Below are 20797 nucleotides of genomic sequence, written 5' to 3'. Positions count from 1 at the left end.
TCTTATGCGGTTTTTAATTGTTTGATATACGTAAAGAGGTAGATGACGCCAACAGCCATGACCAACACGGCTCCTGCCTGTCCCATAGCGTCGCTCATGAAGCCCATCAGCAGCGGGAAGATGGTGCCACCAAACAGTCCCATTATCATCAGACCGCTCACCTCGTTCTGTTTCTCAGGCATCGACTCCAAAGCGGTAGCGAAACACATGGAGAAGACATTCGAGTTGCCGTAACCCACCAGGGCTATGGCAGTATAGAGCATCCACTGCTCAGTGCCGACGAACAGTCCGCACATCGACAGGGCCATCATGGCGATAGAGATGGTGAAGAAGGTGCGCATCTTCAGCACGCGGAGGAAGAACGAACCCGTCAGACAGCCCAGAGTACGGAAGATGAAGTACAGACTTGTGGCAAATGCCGCCTCGTTGAGCGTCATTCCCAGGCGCTCCATCAGAATCTTCGGTGCGGTAGTGTTAGTACCTACGTCAATACCCACATGACACATGATTCCCAAGAACGATAAGAGGACGATAGGTGTTCCCAGCAGTTTGAAACACTCTACAAAGGTCGACGGCCTGCCCTCAATGGGTGGCTCCTCGATAGGTGTTACGAAGAGCAGCACCGTAGACAGGATGCCCACCACGAAGAAGATGCCGAAGAGCACGCGCCAGTTCAGTCCGAACTCAGGAATGACCAGTGTAGCGCCCCACATAGCCAGATAAGGTGCCGAGAAGGAGGCAATAGCCTTGATGAACTGACCGAAGGTCAGCGTTGCTGCCAGGTTGCCGCCACCCATCACCGTTGATACCAGCGGGTTCAGCGAGGTCTGCATCAGTGCGTTGCCGATGCCCAGCAGTGAGAAGGCGATAAGCATCAGTGTAAACGTCTCGCCAAACAGTGGCAAGAGTAGCGACACGACAGTCACCCCCAGTGACAGCAGTACAGTCTTCTTACGACCAATCTTGTTCATTAGCATGCCCGTGGGTACGCTGAAGATGAGGAACCAGAAGAATACTAGCGATGGCAGTACGTTGGCTACCGAGTCGCTCAGTGCGAGGTCTTCTTTTACATAGTTGGAGGCAATGCCCACCAAGTCCACGAAGCCCATGCAGAAGAAGCAGAGCATCACGGGAATCAGGTAAATTGTTTTGTTTTGCTTAGTCATAATATTTTATAATTATCAATTCTTAGCTGTTAGCTCTTCACTATCTTTCTTAACTCTTAATTTTTAATTCTTAACTTGATAGATCGTAGCCTTTCCACCTTTCACCTTGAGGGTGTTGTAGGGCTCTGACGGGAATACCAAGTTGGTCATAGCCATCTTGCCCTCTGCATCAAACACCTCGATGCTGCAGCGGTCGATGAAGATGCGCAGTTGTTTGACGGTGCCAAACGTTGGGGCTACCGTCACAGCAGGGAATGCCTCGCTGAAGCTGACGTCGCCACTCTTCACACGCTCCATCATAAACGTCTGCTGTTGGCCGTCGTATTTCATCGTCACCTTCTCGCCCTTGTTGTTGGAGAGTACTATCTCCGTCTGGCTCTTTGTGTCGATGAGAATCTCGCAGGCCTCGGTAGGATTCTTTATCTTTGCGCCACGCACGGCCAGCATCTCCTTGGAAGGTATTACGCTGACGTAAGTCTCTTCACCATGACGGAACAGTCCTAGGTCGCGGGGTATGGAGTTGGCTGAGCGGAACTGCTTGGTGGGTACTTGGTTGGCATACTGCCAGTTGGACATCCATGCCAGTACCGTGCGGCGGTTGTCGGGTGCATTGTAGAACGACACCGTAGCATAGTGGTCTTTGCCGTAGTCCAGCCACTTCGTCACCTTCGGCATCGACTCGCACGTGAACTTGTGACCATCGAACTGTCCTACGAAATATTGCGTAGCACTACCGCCAAAGGGGCCACCAGGATTGATGTTGCAGATGAGCACCCACTTGTTGTCTATCTTGAACAGGTCAGGACACTCCCACACACCACTGTGGTTGCCATACTCCTTGCCAAACGACGACTCATACTTCCATGCCTTCAAGTCCTTTGACGAGTAGATGCGCATCTCCTGGCCTGCAGCCAGGATGAGGTTCCACATCTTGGCATCCTCGTTCCAGAATGCTTTGGGGTCGCGGAAGTCGGCAATGTCGCTGGTCGTCAGGATAGGATTGCCGCTATACTTCTTAAAGGTGCGGCCGCCATCCTTTGATACCGCCATGGATTGTGTTTGATGATGACCTGCAGAGGTGTAGAAAGCCACCACCTCGCTGCCGTTCGTTACACACGAGCCGCTGAAGATAGAACCTAACCAGTCGGCCTCGATAGCCAGTGGCTGAGCCTCCCAGTGTATTAAGTCCTTCGAGGTACTGTGCCCCCATGTCATATTCTCCCACTGACTGCCGTAAGGATTATACTGGTAGTAGAGGTGCCACACACCGTCCTTGTAAAACATTCCGTTGGGATCGTTCATCCAACCATAGAGAGGGGTATGGTGGTAGACAGGACGGAAGTGCTCACGGTTCTGAGTGTCGAAAGTATTGGAGTACTTCATCTCTCGCCAGCAAGCAAACTCACCCACAGCGCCCTTCTGGCGGCGGTCTCCGTGGAATTCGATATCCAACAGACAAGCACCCTTCAGTTCGTAAGGCACATAATAGTCTACGCGGTCAACGGCCAGCTTCACGTTGAGGCGTTGTACCATATTATTATAGTTGTCTAACACGGCGATGGCTGCGATGTCTTCCGTTTCCTGTACAGGCAATAGCAGATAGCGGGAGCTTTGCTCCATTTTCAACATGGCGTGCTTGTCGCCCAGCACGATAGGCTTCACCTGTGCTCCAACCGTACAGGTTAGCATGACAGTCATCAGTGTCAGTAAAAATCTTTTCTTCATTGTCGTTTGATGTTTTAGTGTAGAAATCTGTTGCAAATATACATGATTTCTCTTTTTGCTCCTATAAATTATGATACAAAAGCTAATAAAAAACGTTCATTGCAACAAAAAAGACAGACAATGAACGTATTTTCTATTTTTTTTCGTATTTTTGCCAACAAAACCTGTTAATACAATTCTAAAATGATGCATAAACAACTTTTGGGGGCTTTGCTGTTGGCGTTGCTACTGACTATATTAGGATGTGCCAACCCTAAACCTCATTATATAATAGGTGTATCTCAGTGTTCGGCAGATATCTGGCGTGAGAAGCAGAATGCCGAGCTGCGTATGGGAGCCTATTGTCAGGAAAATGTAGAGCTGCGTTTTGCTGCAGCCCACGATAGCGACGAGCGTCAGGTACAACAGATAGACTCGCTGGTGGACAGCGGCATTGACCTGCTGATTGTTGCTCCCAACCAGCTGAAAACCATCTCGTCAGCCATCGACCGCGCCTACGATAAGGGCATTCCTGTTATTGTCTTTGAACGAAAGACCAATTCACAGAAATATACGTCATTCATCAGTGCCGACAACTACGAGATGGGGCGCATCATGGGTGAATACATCGCCAGTCGACTGCATGGCAAAGGACGTGTCATGGAAATCATGGGACTCAAGGGCTCGTCACCAGCCATCGAGCGCCACAACGGTTTCGCTGATGCCCTGAAGAATTACCCAGACATCACTGTCGTTGCAACCCTGCAAGGCGACTGGACAGAGGAGAGTGCCGTCAAGGCCGTGAAAGCCTATCCTGGCAATCTGGACCATATCGACTTTGTCTTTGGTCAGAACGACCGCATGGCCATGGGGGCCCGTCGTGCCTTGCAAGAAAGCCAACAGCTAACAGCTGACAGCCATCAGCCACTCTACTGTGGCATTGACGGTCTGCCTGGTGAAGATGGCGGCATCCGTCTGGTACGCGACAGCATCCTGGATGCTTCCTATATCTATCCTACCCATGGTGACAAAATCATAGAGTTGGCTATCAACATCCTTGAAGGCAAACCCTACGAGAAGGAAGCTCTTCTGCAGTCAGCACTGGTTACTCGCGACAATGCTAAGGTGCTGTTGATGCAAAGCGAAGAGATGATGCACCAGGCTGAGTATCTCGACCAGTTGCATAGCAGGGCAGACACCTATCTGAAAGAGTTAGCTACGCAGCATGTCGTCAACTGGATGTCGATGGGTGTCATTCTGCTCTTGGTGGTAACCATCGTGTTGTTCTATCTGTATCATCTCCGTAACGTGAAGTTACAGCAAGAGCGTGTCGTCAGTACCCTGTGGAATATGGAGATAGAGCCAGCACCTGTTGCTGACGAAACAAAGGAGCAGACAGCAGACAGCCCGGCAGACGAGAAATCGTCCGTCGTTGCCGAAAGTGCCTTCCTGGCACGGTTCCGCGAGGTCGTTGAGGCTCGCATGGAAGATAGCGAGGTCAGTGTCGACGACCTGGCAGCAGAGATGAGCCTCAGTCGTGTACAGCTCTATCGTAAGATTAAGACGATAACCGGTTCCTCACCCGTAGAACTGCTGCGCACCACGCGCTTGAAGCGCGCCTATCAGATGCTGATCACCACCGACAAGAGTGTCAGCGAGGTGGCATACGCTGTCGGATTCACTGCCCCCAGCTACTTCTCCAAATGTTTCAAAGAGGAGTACGGCATGGTGCCTGGCGACGTCCGGAAATAGCACGGAAATATTTGTAATACTAAGATTATTCGTTCATTCCATTGTAATTTTGTTACATTGCAACAATTTTTGAATGGGATGAACGATATTTTTCATACCAATAACTATATCATTACTACTTTTGCGTCAGAATCTAAAACGAGAGTATTAACTAAAAACGTAAAGCAAATGAAACAATCGAAACGAGTGTTTTTGAGTTTCCTGACTCTGATGCTGAGTACTTTAATGTACGCGCAAACAGAGATTACGGGAACGGTGATCGATGATTTCGGCGACGGAGTTATCGGAGCTACGGTGAAGGAGAAAGGCACGGCCAATGGCACGGTGACCGACTTAGTCGGTAACTTCAAGATTAAAGTCAAGGCGGGTGCTATCCTTTCCATCTCTTATGTCGGCTACCAGACGCAGGATGTTCCTGCGCAGAACGGTATGAAGGTGCAATTGCAACCCGATGACAAAGTGCTGCAGGAGGTGGTGGTGACGGGTTATACCACCCAGCGCAAGGCTGATCTGACAGGTGCCATCTCAACGGTGAGTATTGACGAGATAGCCAAGCAGAATGAAAATAACCCGATGAAGGCTCTGCAAGGTCGTGTACCGGGCATGAACATCTCTGCCGATGGTAATCCATCAGGAGCTGCCACGGTACGTATCCGTGGTTTGGGTACGTTGAACAACAATGATCCTTTATATATTATAGATGGTGTGCCCACCAAGTCGGGCATGCACGAGCTGAACGGCAATGATATCGAGTCTATTCAGGTTCTGAAGGATGCCGCTTCGGCTTCTATCTATGGTTCGCGTGCTGCCAATGGTGTGATTATCATCACGACCAAGCGCGGCAAGGAAGGAAAGGTGAGAGTAGATTTTGACGGTAGTGTCGCTGCTTCTTTCTACGCTCATAAGATTGAGACCCTCAATGCCCGCCAGTTTGGTCAGGCACTTTGGCAGGCAAACATCAACGATGGCAAGAATCCCAATAATAATATTGTGGGCTATAACTTTGACTGGGGATACGATCAGAACGGTCATCCGCAGCTCTATGGCGTGACCATGGACAACTATCTGGACGCCAACGGCACAGTGCACGCTGGCGACACCGACTGGTTTGACGAGGTCACTCGCACAGGCATCGTTCAGCAGTACAACCTCTCTGTGAGCAGTGGTTCGGAGAAGGGTAGCTCGTTCTTCTCTATGGGCTATTACGATAATAAAGGTACGATCAAAGAGTCAGAGTTCAGTCGTCTGTCGGCACGTGCCAATACCGAATATAAGTTGCTAGATGGCATTGTAACGATTGGTGAGAACTTTACCCTGAACCGCACCAAGGGAACCGATGCTCCTGGCGATATTCTCAGAAACGCCTTGCAGTTCAGTCCCAATTTCCCCATCTACGCCGAAAATGGTGAGTACGCTCAGCCCGTGGAAGCATTCCCAGAGCGTGAGAATCCCCTGAGTATGCTTTCAAGAACGAAAGACAACGAATATACGATGTGGCGTATCTTTGGTGATGCCCACATCAGCATTACGCCGTTTAAGAACTTCATGATTCGTTCTACCGTCGGCTTGGACTACAGTCAGAAGCAACAGCGCAATTTCCAGTATCCCGTGGCTAATGGTAAGATTGCCAACTCCGAGACCGCTGCTGAGATGCGTCAGGAGCATGCCCAGCGCTGGATGTGGAATGCCATTGCTACTTATAATTTGGAGATTGGCAAGCATCGTGCAGACGCAATGATTGGTATAGAGTTGAACCGCACGGACGACAACTGGAGTAATGCCCGTCGCTATGGCATGGCAGTACTCACTACCGATTATATGTGGCCCACAGCAGGCTCTGGTCGTCAGGTGGCCGAAGGCTCAGGTGGTGGCTTCTCGCTGGTTTCTTTCTTCGGAAAAGCCAACTATACCTATAATGATACTTACATGGCATCTTTCACCTTGCGTCGCGATGGTTCAAGCCGTTTTGGTAAGAACAACCGATACGGTACCTTCCCCTCTGCATCAGCTGGTTGGCGTATCACTCAGGAGAAATTCATGGAAGGCACCAGAAGTTGGCTCGATGATTTGAAGGTACGTTATTCTTGGGGTATGACTGGTAACCAGGAAATCTCGAATACAGCCCGGTTCACCATGTATGCACCCGTCGTTACCACCGAGTTGTGGAATGGTGAGGCCCCTGCCGGCACCGTTTACGACATCACCGGAAGCAATGGTGGCACCAACCTCCCCAGTGGTTATATCCGCAAGCAGATTGGCAACGAGAATATCAAATGGGAAACCACCACGCAGCATAACATCGGTTTGGACTTTGCATTGAAAGGTAATGAGATTTACGGTTCGTTTGATTGGTTCAATAAGAAAACGACAGACATCCTCGTCGAGATGAAAGGACTTGGCACACAGGGTGAAGGTTCTTCGCAGTGGATCAATGCCGGCGAGGTGAAGAACGTAGGTTGGGAGTTCTCGTTGGGCTATCGTCATAAACAGGCCAACGGCTTCTCTTGGGACATCACCGGAAACATCAGTAAGTACACCAACGAAGTAACGAAACTGCCAGAGACCGTCGCTGCTGCCGGTACCTACGGTGGCAATGGCGTGTTCAGCATCATCGGTCACCCCATGTATTCAGAGGTTGGCTATGTGGCAGACGGTTTGTTCCGCACGCAGGAAGAAATCAATAACCACGCCTCTCAGGAGGCTGCCGGACTGGGCCGTATTCGCTATCTCGATGTGGTTAAGGACGGCACTATCAACGAGAGCGACCAGGCATGGATCTACGACCCCACACCCGACTTTACCTGGGGTCTGAACATCTATCTGCAGTATAAGGATTGGGACCTGTCCATGTTCTGGCAGGGCGTTCAGGGCGTTGATGTCAACTGCTACGACTATAAGACCCAGACCGATTTCTGGACCAATACTTATGATAAGGTGAACCTTCCCTATTTGAATAAGGGCACCCGAGTACTTGACGCATGGAGCCCTGCCAATCCTGGTAGCGATATCCCTGCGCTGAGCACCAGAGATGTTGCCAACGAAGGCCGTCTGTCTTCATATTACATAGAGGATGGCTCATTTGCTAAGCTTCGTACCATTCAGCTGGGCTACAACCTGCCCAAGTCTCTTGTCAACAAGTTGAAGATGGAACGTGTACGTCTTTATGCTTCAGCCCAGAACCTGCTGACCATCAAGAGCAGCAAGTTCACGGGTGTCGATCCTGAGAATCCTGGCTTCGGCTATCCAATCCCTCTCAACCTCACATTCGGCATGAATGTATCGTTTTAATTGATAACAGACAATCGAAATATGATAATTATGAAGACTATATATAAAGCATTTTTCGCATGTTGTGCGCTTGGTGGTTTAACTTCTTGCTCTGACTTCCTCGACGACCAACTGCCACAGGCTACACTGACCGAGGAACAAGCAAAGGATCCTGCTAACGCAGACAACATCCTTACCTCTGCATATGCCGGACTGGTAACCATCGAGGATATGAACGCCTCGTTCTCCTTGTGGAACTACGACACGCGCTCGGACGATGCATATGTTGGTGGTGCCGACCATTCTGATGGTACTCCTTTCCATAACCTGGAGCTATGTACCGGTGTGATGACCACCGACTGGAACTTCAGTTCCATCTGGACCAGACTCTATAAGTATTTGTCGCGCGTTAATCTTTGTCTTAATGTGCTGTCGAATGGCAATCAGGACGATGCAGCCGTTCAGGAGCACATAGCAGAGATGCGCTTCCTGCGTGCCTACGGTCACTTCCAGCTGAAGCGCTTGTTCAAGAAGATTCCTTTTGTCAACAAGCCTAATCTGGAGGAAGAAGATATTAAGAATATCTCAAATACCGAATACACCAACGACGAAGGTTGGATGCAGATCATCGAGGACTTGAACTACGCCTACGAGCATCTGCCTCAGACGCAGGCCGACAAAGGTCGCCCCAACAAGTCTGCTGCCGCTGCCTTCCTCGCCAAGGCTTATCTCTACAAGGCCTACCGCCAGGACGATGCCAACAGCAATCAGGTAACCAGCATCAATGAGGACGACCTGAAGAAAGTGGTGGAATACACCGAGCTCACCCTGTATCGTGGCTACGACCTTGAGGGCGACCTGCACAACAACTTCCGTCCTGAAGAAGCCTACGAGAATGGCAAGGAGAGCATCTGGGCCATTCAGTATTCAAAGAACGACGGTACGAACTACGGTAACCTGAACTTCTCAAACCGTCTGATTCCACCTGAGCTTGAAGGTATCCTGGGCGGTTGCGACTTCTACAAGCCCTCACACAATTTGGTGAATGCCTACAAGACCGACTTCGAGGGCCATCCCATGTTTGATGAGGCTAATGCCACAGACTATGCTGTGCTTGTAGGCAAGACCGTCGGCAACAGCCAGACTGTTGATCCACGACTCTTTATCACCGTGGGCATGCCCGGTACACAGTTTATGTTCAATCCCAGTCCCAAACTTACCATTGGTGAGGGCAAGCCTTGGAGTCGTTCTAATGGCAACTATGGCAATTTCATCTCCCTCAAGCAGTGCGTTGACCCCGACCTGACAGATAAGTACATCTTCAATGCAGACAACCAGTGGGCCACATCAATGAACCGCATCGTGTTCCGCTATGCCGACGTGCTGCTGATGCGTGCAGAGGCACTGGCACAACTGAACCGGACTGGCGAGGCTATTCAGCTGGTGAACAAGCTGCGCAATCGCGCCAAGAGCATGCAGTCAAGCAGTGTTGTGGCCAACTATCCCAGTACGCTGAACGTACGTTACAATGTGAAGCCCTACGAAGGCACTTACGACAAAGCCAAGACATTGAGTATTGTCAAGATGGAACGTCGTCTGGAACTGGCTATGGAGTGCGAGCGCTTCTTCGACTTAGTGCGTTGGGGCGAAGCAGCCAGCGTGATCAATAACTTCTATGCCACCGAGAGCAAAAGTGCCAAATTCCTTGAAGGTGCACAATTCGTGGCCGACAAGAACGAATACCTGCCTGTGCCTCACGAGCAGATGGCTGCCTCTAATGGAAAGTACACTCAGAACTGTGGTAATTGGTAATAAGAACATTTAAACTGAATATTATGAAGACTAAAATATTTAATATCATCTGTGCACTGATGGTTGCCTGCGGGTTTGCTGCCTGCTCAGACGATCATACAGGCAGTCTCAGCGTCGGTGGCGATTGTCTGGTGCAGAAGTTCGTGCTTAACGACCAGTACGAAGCAACCATCGACATGGCCACCAAGTTGATCAAAGTGAAGGTGCCCGTCGATTTTACCGCTAAGAACGACATGGTTGTCACCAGCATGATTGTTTCGCCAGGAGCATCCAGCAATATCAAGCAGGGCGACCATATCAATGTGGAAGCCGACCAGACCTTGCGCATCACCAATGGCGACCTGATGATGGAATATCGCATTGCCGTGCGCAATGACGAGGCCAAGCTCTATAACTTCTACCTTTCAGGCATCAAAGGTGCCATCAACGAAGAAGACAAAACCATCACCGTCTATGTGCTGGGCATCAGTGGCATCGACCTGAGCAATGCTTCCTTCACTGTAGATAATAGCGAGGATGCTGTCAGTTTCCCGGCCAGCGGTTCGACCGCCGATTTTAGCGATCCGAACAATCCGTTCCAGCTCACGCTGAACGATGGTACGGCTACTAATACATATACCGTGAAGATCGTGCTGATCGATAAACCTGTAGCCATCTTCGCAGGCAACGCAGCTAATGTCGATGAACTGAAAGACGAAGAGAAGGCTGCTGCCAAATGGCTGACCAGCAATATTCAGGGCTCGGCTTATGTCTCTTGGGAACAGATTGCCAACTTCGACGGTCTGCTGGACGAGTGTAAGTTCATCTTCTTCCATCGCCAGACAGGTGCTTATACCTCCTTCTCTGGATTTGAGGGAGGCGAGAAGAGTGCCATGGATGCTCTGCCAAAACTGAAGGAATACTGGAAGAAGGGTGGCGCTTTCGTGCTGCAGCGCATGGGTGTTAACCTGGCAGCAGCGTTAGGTGCTATGCCACAAGACGGTTGTCCTAACAACTGTTGGGGTGGCAATGGCGAAGGTGGTCCACAGATGGGGGATGATCCCTGGACGTTGCCTGTCTTCGACAAGAACCATGCTTTGTGGCAAGGACTTGTTGTCAACCCTGCCAATCCCGAAGCCATTTACACGCTTGATAAGGATTACACCATCTGTAACTCAGCATCTCAGTATCATTGGGACGGCGTTTCCGACGAAGCCCTCTATCAGAAGTTCGACGAAGTGACTGGTGGTAAGGCTCGTCGCCTGACCGGACATGGCAACGAGATATCCTCTTGGGAGTTGAAGAATTACGATGGCAATTTCGGAAAGGGTGGTATCATCTGTTTCGGTGCCGGTCTGCTCGACTGGTATTCTCCCACCGACTATACCTCTGTTTACCATGAGAACATGGGCAAGATTCTGATGAATGCCTATCATTATCTCACCGGTGAATAATCAATAACTGTCTAACCTTATATAATAGAACAATATGAACACTAAAAGCATAAATAAATTGTCCCACACAATGACAGTGATGAGTTTTTGCTTGGCGGCCATTGCACTCTTTTCCTGCTCTGACGACAAGATTGTAGGCGATCCCGGCAAGGACTGGAATAGCAGCGAAGAGCGTTATTCGCCTGTTGACGAAGATGCTTTTTTGACCTACTTTAAGCCCGCACTTGGACGCGTAGGCGACCCCATGCCGTTCTACGACCAGAAGGCAGGCAACTTCAAGGTGCTCTATCTGCAAGACTATGATGACAATGCCAAGTATTGTTTCCACCCCTATTGGGGCGTTCAGACCACCGATGGATGTAACTATCAGTCGATTGGCGAGGTGCTGGCAGTAGGTAGCAACGACTATCAGCAGGATGCTGCGCTTGGCACTGGCTGCTGTTATTATAACGAGAGTGAAGGTCTGTACTATATTTACTACACTGGCGAGAACGCCGACTGTAAGGATCGCCAGGTGGTAATGCGTGCCACATCACCCGACTTCAAGACCTGGACGCGCGACAATCTTTGGCAGCTCCATGGTTCCGACTATGGCTATTCTGGCTGGGACTTCCGCGACCCACAGATCTTCGTGGCCGACGACGGTCTCTATCACATGGTCATCTCTACCAAACCTTCCTACGGTGGCGATCCCAAGTTCGCCGACTTCAAGTCTGCCGATATGAAGAACTGGGAGCACGTCGGTCAGTTCAACATGGTGTGGGAGCGCATGTGCGAATGCCCCGATGTGTTTAAGATGGGCGACTGGTGGTATCTCGTGTTCAGCGAGGGACAGGCAGTCAACTGGAGCCGCAAGGTGAAGTATGTCAAGGCCAAGAGCTGGGACGAGCTGAAGACTTGCCTCAACGACCCCAAGGTGTGGCCCGACTATAAGGAAGGCGTGCTCGACAGTCGTGGTTTCTATGCCGGCAAGACGGCCTCAAACGGCACCGACCGTTATATTTGGGGATGGTGCCCATACCGTTCTGGCGCAGATATCGATGCCAAGAATGTCAATGTGGGTGCTGGCGGCGAGCCAAACTGGGGTGGTGCGCTGGTTTGCCACAAGATTATCCAGCACGAAGACGGTACCATCTCACTCGGCGAGGTGCCTGCCATGGCAGCCAAGTACAACAAGCAGCAGGCGCTTCAGGTGGTGGCTAGCAATGGTTACGCCAATAGTCAGCTCACTGGCGAAGGCGCCTATGTGATGTTCGGCCGACTGGGTTATCACAACCACATCAGCATGACGGTGAAGACCGAAGGCAATGCCGACAGATTCGGCATCTCGCTGGTTCGCAGTGTCGATGCCAAGAAGTACTATACGCTGATGGTAAACCCCGAGGCCGGTGGCGAAAAGCGCAAGGTGAACTTCGAGCAGGAGGGCGAGGAAGGCAAGGGCTTCATCGAGGCAATTGATGGCTACGAGGTTCCACGTCCTGAGGATAATACCTATCAGATTGATATCTACACCGACAACTCCGTTTGTGTGATGTACATCAACGACAACGTCTGCTACACCAACCGCATCTATGGCATCCAGAAAAACTGCTGGAGCATCAACAACTATGGTGGTAACATCACCATTAGCGACTTGAAGATCAGTCAGCAGTAAGAGATTATTTGCGACAAATAAGAAAAAACGTTCAAGGTAGCGTAAAAATGTTACCCTGAACGTTTTTTCTTATTCTATGTAACATTATTGATAGTACTTATTGTATTTTGATACTAATTTTGCAGCAACCAAAAACAATATTAATTCTAAAACAACAACGCTTATGAAAAAAGTATTTTTACTCGCAATGCTCTTCGCAGCAACAGTTTGTAACGCACAGGTAGTTCTCTGGGACGGAACGGACAAGGAAGTCGGTTCGGACGGTGGTTTCTGGAACCGTGCAGATCCTACTGTAGTAGAAGAAGATGGCAACAAGATAATGAAGTTCACGCTGAAGGCTAACCCTGGTGGCTGGAACGACGAGCACCACAACGCAGCACTGCCTGTTGGCGATGTAGACTTCAAGGCACTGCGCCGTTTGACCATGCGCCTGAAAATGACTGATGCACACAATGTGCTGGTACAGCTTGAGGGTAAGGATGGTGCCTATAATGCTGAGCGTATAGCATGGTACAATGGTGGTGACGGATGGCAAGTTATGGTTTATGAGTTCGCTGCCGGTCCTGACAACGAAAAGGTTACGGATAATGGTAATAATGTGCTGGCTATCTGGCCTTTTGAAAAGACGCCTCAAGGTGAAGGTAAAACCTTCTATGTCGATGATATAAAATTTGAGGGTACGATGGTGAATGGCAAGGGTATTCTTGCATGTGCCGACAATTCGCTGACAGGTGAAGTCAAGGTGACTGGTGTCATTGGCAAGGGTACCTATCAGTGTACATGGGATGGCGACTGGCATCCGGAGGCTTACGACGACTATGCTCTGCTGGCTAAGAAACTGGCTTCTACAGCTACAGTTCTCGACGTCTCAGAAGCTGGCCGTTGGGACGAGGACTGGACAGCCATTCAGACTAAGTGTCCTGGCATCGTCATCCGTACCGATGCTACTGGCATTGCCAATGTAGCAAAGAGCCAAGAGCAAACTGCCAACAGCCAGTACTTCAACATCGCTGGTCAGCGCGTTGCTCATCCTGCTAAAGGCCTGTATATCGTCAATGGAAAGAAGGTTATTGTTAAATAGTTAGGATTGGTTAGTAGTTTTTTTTGATGAAAAGATTGTTAGTTAGTTAGTGTGCCGCCCGCGTCTATAGAGACTGCGGGCGGTTTTTTATTGCCAGAGCAGTTTTTAGAACACCTGGGGACACTCACCCGTCCCCTATGTACTTGTCCGCTGCTGCTCCGGCATACCTTAATTATTCTCAAAAACAGCCACAAAATTACTCATAAAACCTCAGAATTTATCAGAAATGACTAATTTTGCAACATCGTTTAAGTAAAAAGGTCTTGGTAGTTTAGAGCCCCTTGATAAGGGACGGCTATGATGCAGGGATTAAGAATATGAAGAAAGTAATGTTTTTGCTGGCAGTAGGAGTGAATTGCCGCAGTTCGCGACTGGCTGTTCATGCAGAGCAAATAGACTTTGACAAATCTAAACCGACCGATGCAGAGATTATATATTGAGCGTTTCTACTTGAATAGGGCCGATGACGAGTACCCTATGACGGTGCGCATCGTTCTTCAGATGAAAGATGATGTGGATAGGCATCTGCTCGAAGAAGCAGTGGCAGCAGTACAGACGAGATACCCTTACCTGTGTGTCAAACTTGGTGTCGAACGCGATGCTGACGGCAGCGAACATTATGTTTACCATGACAATCCACTGCCCTGGAAAGTAACCAACAGCCGTCAGCCGGTATGTTTGTGCAGTGAAGAAGCCAACGAACATCTGATGGCTTTTTCATGGTGGGACGATTGCGTGGCATTGGATTTCTTTCATGCGCTCATCGACGGGACTGCCGCCTATCGCATCCTCCGGACATTGCTCTATGAATACTGCCGGCGACGCTACGATAGTGAGTTAGACCCTGCAGGAGTCTGGGTGGCAGGTGACATCATCGACGAGGCAGAATGGACAGATCCTGCCACACTGCCAAGACCAACGAGCATCCACCCGCAGCAGCTGCCCGAGCGTCCCAAGGTTATCAATCTGGCCACCGATGCCATCGTACCCCTTTCTGATAAGAAAGAAGTGGTACAGATACGCATCTCTGAGGAGCAGATGATGAAGCGTGTGCGGGCATGCGGTGCCACGCCTACTTCTTTCCTAACCCTGCTTCTGGCAAGAGCCATCGCCCGTCTGCATCCAGAGAGTGCGCCTCTGGCACCAACCGTTACAGTAGCAGTTGATTTGAGAAAGACACTCGGAACCACTGCGGCACACCATTCACAAGTAGGCGGACTGTTCCTGCCACTGGGGCAAGATATGCAGCAGGCGGACTTTGATACTCAGATAGCAGCTTTCCGCAAGATGATAGCCGAGCAGACTTATCCAGACAACCTGCAAGACTATTTCTGGCAGACCCAAGACCGGATGGAAAGGGTGGAACAACTGCCCACGCTTCAAGCCCGCTATCAGGCCTTTGCTCCGACAAACCAACTGAGTCAGCAGTACGGTTCGTGTATGTTCAGTTATGTGGGGAAGGCCCGTCTGGGTGCTGCCGAACAATATGTCAGGGAGATGCGCACAGAGACAGACTCTGCCTATATGATTGTAGTGGAAGTAAGTGCTGCCGCAGGTGTTTTCAGCATCAGTTTCATGCAGCGTTTTGCAACCGATGTATATCTTGATACGTTCCTCGACGAGCTGCATCAGCAGGGGCTGACTTACGAGATTCCAGACCGTCATCCGCTACAGATAGCCCCCATTGCCGATTATCGAAATGCTAAGCAGAAATGAACATAGAAGACTATCGTGAGTTCTGCCTGTCGTTAGGCGAAGACATAGAAGAGAAACTTCCTTTCCAGAAGTTCAAGAACGGAGAGGGAGTATTGGTGTTTTACGTAGCAGGACACATGTTCTCATTCTTCGATTGCAATGATTTCTCCGTTATCTCGCTGAAATGCCAGCCAGAACGCATTGAAGATCTTAAGGCACAGTATGAGTGTATCGGGAACCCGTACAACGAATCACCCAAATACTGGATAGGCATTAATCCAACGACAGCCCCTGATGATCTGCTGAAGGAACTGACTCGAAACTCATACAAGGTAGTCAAGGCGAAATATACGAAAAAAAAGATATGAAACTGTTATTATCCTTATTTTTGACTGTGGCCAGTCTTTCAGCTTTTGCACTTGAAAATAGATTAATCAATGGTAAACAATACAAATAAGAAGAAAAATAAAAAGGAACCGGTCGCAAAATGCGACCAGTCCAAGGAGGTGGTTGCAAATTCTTGTTTGGACAAGCGTCCCGTAGGGCCGAGCGGTGATCACCCTGAAGAGGTTGTTGCAAATTGTGATAACCTGCAAGAAACTAATCTCAGTCAATACGACATTGAAAAGCTAATAGTTACAGTCAGAGGCGAGCAAGTGCTTATAGACCAAGATATTGCAAGGCTTTATGGAGTAACGACAAAACGTCTTAATCAACAGGCAAAGCGTAATATTGAAAGGTTTCCTGAGTCTTTTCGTTTTGAATTGACAAAAGAAGAAGTTGGCGAGGTGGTTGCAAATTGTGACCACCTCCAGTCTTTGAAGTTTCGTCCCACCTTACCTTATGCTTTTACAGAGCAGGGAATAGGACAACTTTCAAGCGTTGTGCATAGTAAAATTGCTATAGAAAGGAGCATTACTATTATGAATGCTTTCGTGGCTATGCGACGTTTTATGGTTCAGAATGCAGGTATTCTGATGCGTATAGCGCAATTGGAAAAACACCAGTTTGAAACAGACCAGAAGATGGATGTGCTTTTCGACAGGATGGACAAACAATCGCCCAAGCTTTTGCCAGAACAGATATTTGCCACTGGTTGCGTGTGGGATGCGTGGACGTACGTATCTGACTTGGTGAGGAGTGCTAAGCAGCGCATAGTGCTGATAGATAACTATGTAGACGATCGAGTGCTTTCGCTTTTGGATAAGCGAGCTGATGATGTGGAAGCTATGATTTATAGCCGCTATTACGAGCCGTTCATGGTGGATCTGAAGAAGCATAATGAGCAGTATCGTGAAATAAAGTTCATACAATTGCCACAAAGGAACCATGATAGATTTCTGATTATCGACGATGATGTCTATCTGCTTGGTGCCAGCGTGAAGGATATGGGCGCAGGCATGTGTGCTGTTACGAAGATGGAGGTGTCGCCAGAAACTGTATTGCAATTATTGAAGTAACGACCATGAGATCAAGTAAACAAAAAAGTAAACAAAAAACGGGCCTTAAAAATGGCCAGTTAACTAATTTAATCGTTTGAGTTAACTAAAATCATCAATCGAGTTAAATCAAATCATGATTTTAGTTAACTCAAAATTTTAGGGGTGTTTTTGGGGGATTTTAGGGATATTAAAAATATCTTACAAGGCATCTTAATTACGGGAATTGTTCAGTCGCTCGTTCAGTATCTCGAACAGTTCTTCTGTTTTTATGTTTGTACCTGTAGTCGTCAGATGTTCCTGGGCACCTGTAAGATTGGTATTAAATCTACGGGCGAGACGCTCCAGAAAACTGGCATCCTCCAGTTTCTGAATCTCGATATTAGGTTTGTAATGAATGGAAATACACTTTTGTTTTCCTATTTCCACGATCTCAAAGGCCTCAACATCTGAAAAATTAGTTATAAACGCTTTTGAACCACGAACAATGAAACTCTTGTCCGTGATGGTGATATAGGCCTGACCGGTTATCCGCTCTCTGATCATCATAGAAGGTATGACAATGAGACCGAATCCGAAGAATAGGATGCCTATAACTCCTACCACCTGCAAGAATATGGGATTCCAGCGACTTGATGACGGATGGGCTATCATCATGAAGGCCATAGCTACAAACGCGGCACAGACAAGGGTAAGGAGGAGCGTTCTCCAGACAGAATGATAAATCTTGATTTCTTGCATGTTCTTATTTATTGTTTAATACGTCATCCACGCTGCCTGCCTCCAGCAGACGGCGTTCGGCTTCTTCATAGGAGATGCCAAGCGACTCCTGAATCATGCGGGTGCCGCGATCCACGAGCTTGGCATTTGTGAGTTGCATCTTCACCATACGATTCCCCTCTACACGTCCCATGCGTATCATCAGCGTGGTGGAAATCATGTTAAGCACCATCTTCTGGGCCGTGCCACTTTTCATGCGACTGGAGCCTGTGACGAACTCAGGGCCTACAATCGTCTCAATGGGAAAAGCAACAGCCGAGGCAAGGGGCGTTTCTGGATTGCTGGTGATGCAACCGGTAAGCAGTCCGTGCTGACGGGCTTCACGAACGGCACCTATGACATAAGGCGTGGTGCCGGAAGCGGCAATGCCTATCACGGTGTCGTCTGCTGTAGGCTGGAAAGACGCGAGGTCCTTCCAACCTTGTTCAGCAATATCTTCAGCGTTTTCTACGGCGTGGCGTAACGCCTTGTCGCCACCAGCAATGAGTCCAATCACCCAGTCTTCAGGCACACCAAAGGTAGGAGGCAGTTCGCTGGCATCGAGCACACCCAGTCGGCCGCTGGTGCCTGCGCCCACATAGAAGAGTCGGCCTCCGCGTTTCATCCTTGGCTCAATAGCTTCCACCAAAGCCTGAATCTGCGGCATAGCCTTGTGTACAGCCTCTGCCACCAGCATATCCTCTTCGTTGATATGTTGGAGCAACTCAGCTACCGACATCTGTTCCAGGTGATCGTAGCGTGAAGGCTGTTCGGTGATTTTATTTTCTATCTTCATTGCTGATATGAAATAGTTATCTCAGGTATATCTTTCCATTGCTCACATAGGCACCCTTGGACGGCTTCTTGCTGAGACGGCGTCCCTGCAGGTCGTAGATGGGTGCTGACTGACGGGTGGTGGAGGTTAGCGTGATGCCAGTAGCATCAGCTGCCCCCGTAATCTCTACATCGTCAATCTGCCACCAGTACTGCAGACCCTCGTTGGTGGTGTCGTAACAGTTGAAGCGTATCTTCATATGTTCAGAACTATATGGGGTGAGGTCGAGCGTAATCTTTGTGTATGTCAGTACCTTGACGGTATTGCCTTGCTCGTCACGTGGATAGTCTTTGAGTACATCGAAGATTGTGTTCCAAGTGTTGCCGCCATCGCTGCTTACTTCTATGATATAGACGGGGGCAACTTTTGGCTTAGCATTGCCACCGTTGCAGTGAGAGTAGAATGTCAACTTTGTACCATTGGCAAATTCCTTAGAGGTGAGCTTGGCATCCATATGTTTCTCTTCGTAGAATGCTTCTTTGAGGGTCATGGCATGCGTACCACTATTGGTCATACTGGTAAGCTTTCCTGTTGTAGAACCTGTGGTATATTGCCAGCCACGACCAGCTTCGCCTTCATAGCTGATTTCCCAGCCATTAGGATTTTCTGTGTTCTCGAAATCATCGAACAGGATGACATCTGAAGCGAAGTTCTCTTGTGTGACAGTAATGGTCTTGGCGAGTGTCTCTTCAGAGGTGGCCTGTACAGTCAATGTGGCTTGTCTCTCAAGACCTGTGGTGTTGTCGCTACTGGCCACAATATTGATTATGGTTGTGCCGGCCTCTCCTGTAGCAGGTGTCACTGTGAGCCATGTTGGAATATTAGCGATAGTCCAGTTTACATCACTGGCTACCGTTAATGTGGCGGCACTGTTCTTCTGACCTTTCAGTGTAAGATTGGCAGTAGATAAGATGAGCTGCTTACTGGTTTCTAATAGTTCGAATGAGAGAGTCTCACCGCAGGATGAGATGTTGGCAATGGCAAAGTTCGCAGTTGTACCGTCGCTATAGAAGGGTTTTTCGGTAGCAAGTCCGCCAAAGGACGTGCGTCCGCTCTCCTGACTGAAGTTAGCCTGCGAGATGTTACCATCGGAAGTGGTGCTGCCACCTGGACGGAAGATATATTGCTCGTCCAAACGGGTAGTGCCATTATAGCCTACGTTACCACCAGAGAACTTTGGATTAATACGATAGATGATGAGGCCTGAGGCAGGGATACTGCTATCGTAGCCTTCCTTTTTGCGATATTCTACAACGAAATATTCATCGCTGCCAACGGGCTTAATTTTGTAGGCAATATTTTCGCGTGAAGAGCCTCCAACAGGGTTTAGTGTGTAAGTGCCGGGAGTAGAAATCTCAGGGATATTGTCAACCCATTTGCAGTAGCGATACTTCGTGTAGACTGTCATTTGCTGAGGCACGTTCTGATTGTCGGACATCAGATCCCAAATGCCTACAGGGTTCTTTTTGTCGTTGACATGATAGAGATCGTAAGTACCTAAAGAATGGGACATCTCATGACAGATAACACCCAGCGTCGTGGGAGCTGTAATCTGACGGGCTTCATCGAATACCATCAGGTAACCTACTACTTTCTTACCATGAATCATGAACTCATTGTTGGCTGACACTAAGTCGGAGCGGTGAGGCCAGAGCATATATCGGCTGGAAATATCAGAACAGCTGCTGAGGATAATCGTCAAATTATCGGCCATTCCGTCATTGTCGGCATCAACAGTGGTATTTTCTGGTAGGTTTTGGTCGAGATAATTGATAATCTCTTTTATAAGTGCTCTCTCACGAGCAGCCATCGCTGTTGCGTCATCGTATCCATCAGGATTGATGCTGCTCTTCTCCTGATAGAAACCACGTGGCTGACTGGCTGTATAGGACATAATCTTTGAGTTCTCACTGGGGGCGGGGAAGAAACTTGTGGTCCAGTCTAACAGTCCGTATGACGAGTGCTTAAAATAGTTGTAAACGCTCTGTGTGCCTTCGGTATTGCCATTAAACATCCGTTCGTAGTAACTGAAGGGCTGATCTACAAACATGGTTCCGTCTGTTTCGTCAGCGAATTTCACAAAACAGACGATGTTGGCTTTTTTCTGCTCAGCAGCGTTGAGTCCTGTTGGCATTCCAAACAAAAGGGTGACAATCAGAAGCGTGAGAAAATGTTTGATATTCATTTTTGTTTGTTATAT

The 20797-nt window shown here is 48.9% G+C and carries 14 protein-coding genes; 9 read left to right on the top strand and 5 right to left on the bottom strand.

Going from position 1 to position 20797, the window contains the following annotated elements:
* Nucleotides 1-2: 2 nt before the first annotated feature.
* Together L6466_RS11050 and L6466_RS11045 are read right to left on the bottom strand one after the other, a co-directional pair.
* Complete coding sequence (locus tag L6466_RS11050; protein WP_091852344.1) at nt 3-1166, bottom strand: MFS transporter; 1164 nt, start codon at nt 1164-1166, stop codon at nt 3-5.
* Nucleotides 1167-1229: 63 nt separating this feature from the next.
* Nucleotides 1230-2891, bottom strand: a complete 1662-nt coding sequence (locus L6466_RS11045; RefSeq protein ID WP_091815150.1) for a glycoside hydrolase family 32 protein — start codon at nt 2889-2891, stop codon at nt 1230-1232.
* A gap of 186 nt (nt 2892-3077) precedes the next feature.
* On the opposite strand from L6466_RS11045, the gene L6466_RS11040 reads away from it, so the two are divergent.
* The 9 genes from L6466_RS11040 (at nt 3078) to L6466_RS11000 (ending at nt 17024) form a co-directional block, all read left to right on the top strand.
* Nucleotides 3078-4622, top strand: coding sequence for an AraC family transcriptional regulator (locus L6466_RS11040; RefSeq protein WP_237812974.1), 1545 nt, complete (start codon nt 3078-3080; stop codon nt 4620-4622).
* A gap of 168 nt (nt 4623-4790) precedes the next feature.
* Complete coding sequence (locus L6466_RS11035; RefSeq protein ID WP_237812973.1) at nt 4791-7910, top strand: SusC/RagA family TonB-linked outer membrane protein; 3120 nt, start codon at nt 4791-4793, stop codon at nt 7908-7910.
* A gap of 30 nt (nt 7911-7940) precedes the next feature.
* The gene (locus tag L6466_RS11030; protein ID WP_237812972.1) at nt 7941-9701 is read left to right on the top strand and encodes a RagB/SusD family nutrient uptake outer membrane protein; all 1761 of its coding nucleotides are present in this window, start codon (nt 7941-7943) and stop codon (nt 9699-9701) included.
* Nucleotides 9702-9724: 23 nt separating this feature from the next.
* On the top strand, nt 9725-11134 hold the full coding sequence (locus tag L6466_RS11025) for a DUF4960 domain-containing protein (protein ID WP_237795077.1): 1410 nt from the start codon (nt 9725-9727) through the stop codon (nt 11132-11134).
* A 70-nt stretch (nt 11135-11204) separates the two neighbouring features.
* Nucleotides 11205-12788: a glycoside hydrolase family 32 protein gene (locus L6466_RS11020; protein ID WP_091815136.1), complete on the top strand. Its 1584-nt coding sequence runs from the start codon at nt 11205-11207 to the stop codon at nt 12786-12788.
* 163 nt (nt 12789-12951) lie between these two features.
* Nucleotides 12952-13869, top strand: a complete 918-nt coding sequence (locus L6466_RS11015; protein WP_237812968.1) for a hypothetical protein — start codon at nt 12952-12954, stop codon at nt 13867-13869.
* Nucleotides 13870-14289: 420 nt separating this feature from the next.
* The gene (locus L6466_RS11010; RefSeq protein ID WP_237812966.1) at nt 14290-15585 is read left to right on the top strand and encodes a hypothetical protein; all 1296 of its coding nucleotides are present in this window, start codon (nt 14290-14292) and stop codon (nt 15583-15585) included.
* Nucleotides 15582-15932 carry an MmcQ/YjbR family DNA-binding protein gene (locus tag L6466_RS11005; RefSeq protein ID WP_237802880.1) on the top strand — a complete coding sequence of 117 codons (351 nt, stop codon included), beginning with the start codon at nt 15582-15584 and terminating at the stop codon, nt 15930-15932. Before L6466_RS11010 ends, L6466_RS11005 begins: the two co-directional genes overlap by 4 nt.
* A gap of 69 nt (nt 15933-16001) precedes the next feature.
* A complete protein-coding gene (locus L6466_RS11000) occupies nt 16002-17024 on the top strand; it encodes an ORF6N domain-containing protein (protein ID WP_237812964.1) in 1023 nt (340 codons plus the stop codon).
* A 192-nt stretch (nt 17025-17216) separates the two neighbouring features.
* Here the strand turns inward: L6466_RS11000 and L6466_RS10995 are convergent, their stop codons facing one another.
* Genes L6466_RS10995 through L6466_RS10985 form a run of 3 tightly spaced genes read right to left on the bottom strand, consistent with a single transcriptional unit; the run spans nt 17217 to nt 20782 of the window.
* Nucleotides 17217-17744: an STM3941 family protein gene (locus L6466_RS10995; protein WP_237812963.1), complete on the bottom strand. Its 528-nt coding sequence runs from the start codon at nt 17742-17744 to the stop codon at nt 17217-17219.
* A gap of 4 nt (nt 17745-17748) precedes the next feature.
* On the bottom strand, nt 17749-18558 hold the full coding sequence (gene murQ / locus L6466_RS10990) for an N-acetylmuramic acid 6-phosphate etherase (RefSeq protein ID WP_237812961.1): 810 nt from the start codon (nt 18556-18558) through the stop codon (nt 17749-17751).
* A gap of 16 nt (nt 18559-18574) precedes the next feature.
* Complete coding sequence (locus L6466_RS10985) at nt 18575-20782, bottom strand: M6 family metalloprotease domain-containing protein (RefSeq protein WP_237812959.1); 2208 nt, start codon at nt 20780-20782, stop codon at nt 18575-18577.
* Between the last annotated feature and the right edge of the window lie 15 nt (nt 20783-20797).

Origin of the sequence: Prevotella communis, assembly GCF_022024175.1 — a bacterium.
In the GTDB taxonomy this organism is placed as follows: Bacteria; Bacteroidota; Bacteroidia; order Bacteroidales; family Bacteroidaceae; genus Prevotella; species Prevotella communis.
Note: the sequence above shows the minus strand (reverse complement) of the source record. Positions and strands in the feature narration are given on the sequence as shown.

Coding starts and splice junctions, on each gene's coding strand:
- L6466_RS11050 (WP_091852344.1), bottom strand. CDS start 1,166: ATGACTAAGCAAAACAAAACAATTTACCTGATTCCCGTGATGCTCTGC.
- L6466_RS11045 (WP_091815150.1), bottom strand. CDS start 2,891: ATGAAGAAAAGATTTTTACTGACACTGATGACTGTCATGCTAACCTGT.
- L6466_RS11040 (WP_237812974.1), top strand. CDS start 3,078: ATGCATAAACAACTTTTGGGGGCTTTGCTGTTGGCGTTGCTACTGACT.
- L6466_RS11035 (WP_237812973.1), top strand. CDS start 4,791: ATGAAACAATCGAAACGAGTGTTTTTGAGTTTCCTGACTCTGATGCTG.
- L6466_RS11030 (WP_237812972.1), top strand. CDS start 7,941: ATGAAGACTATATATAAAGCATTTTTCGCATGTTGTGCGCTTGGTGGT.
- L6466_RS11025 (WP_237795077.1), top strand. CDS start 9,725: ATGAAGACTAAAATATTTAATATCATCTGTGCACTGATGGTTGCCTGC.
- L6466_RS11020 (WP_091815136.1), top strand. CDS start 11,205: ATGACAGTGATGAGTTTTTGCTTGGCGGCCATTGCACTCTTTTCCTGC.
- L6466_RS11015 (WP_237812968.1), top strand. CDS start 12,952: ATGAAAAAAGTATTTTTACTCGCAATGCTCTTCGCAGCAACAGTTTGT.
- L6466_RS11010 (WP_237812966.1), top strand. CDS start 14,290: ATGCAGAGATTATATATTGAGCGTTTCTACTTGAATAGGGCCGATGAC.
- L6466_RS11005 (WP_237802880.1), top strand. CDS start 15,582: ATGAACATAGAAGACTATCGTGAGTTCTGCCTGTCGTTAGGCGAAGAC.
- L6466_RS11000 (WP_237812964.1), top strand. CDS start 16,002: ATGGTAAACAATACAAATAAGAAGAAAAATAAAAAGGAACCGGTCGCA.
- L6466_RS10995 (WP_237812963.1), bottom strand. CDS start 17,744: ATGCAAGAAATCAAGATTTATCATTCTGTCTGGAGAACGCTCCTCCTT.
- murQ (WP_237812961.1), bottom strand. CDS start 18,558: ATGAAGATAGAAAATAAAATCACCGAACAGCCTTCACGCTACGATCAC.
- L6466_RS10985 (WP_237812959.1), bottom strand. CDS start 20,782: ATGAATATCAAACATTTTCTCACGCTTCTGATTGTCACCCTTTTGTTT.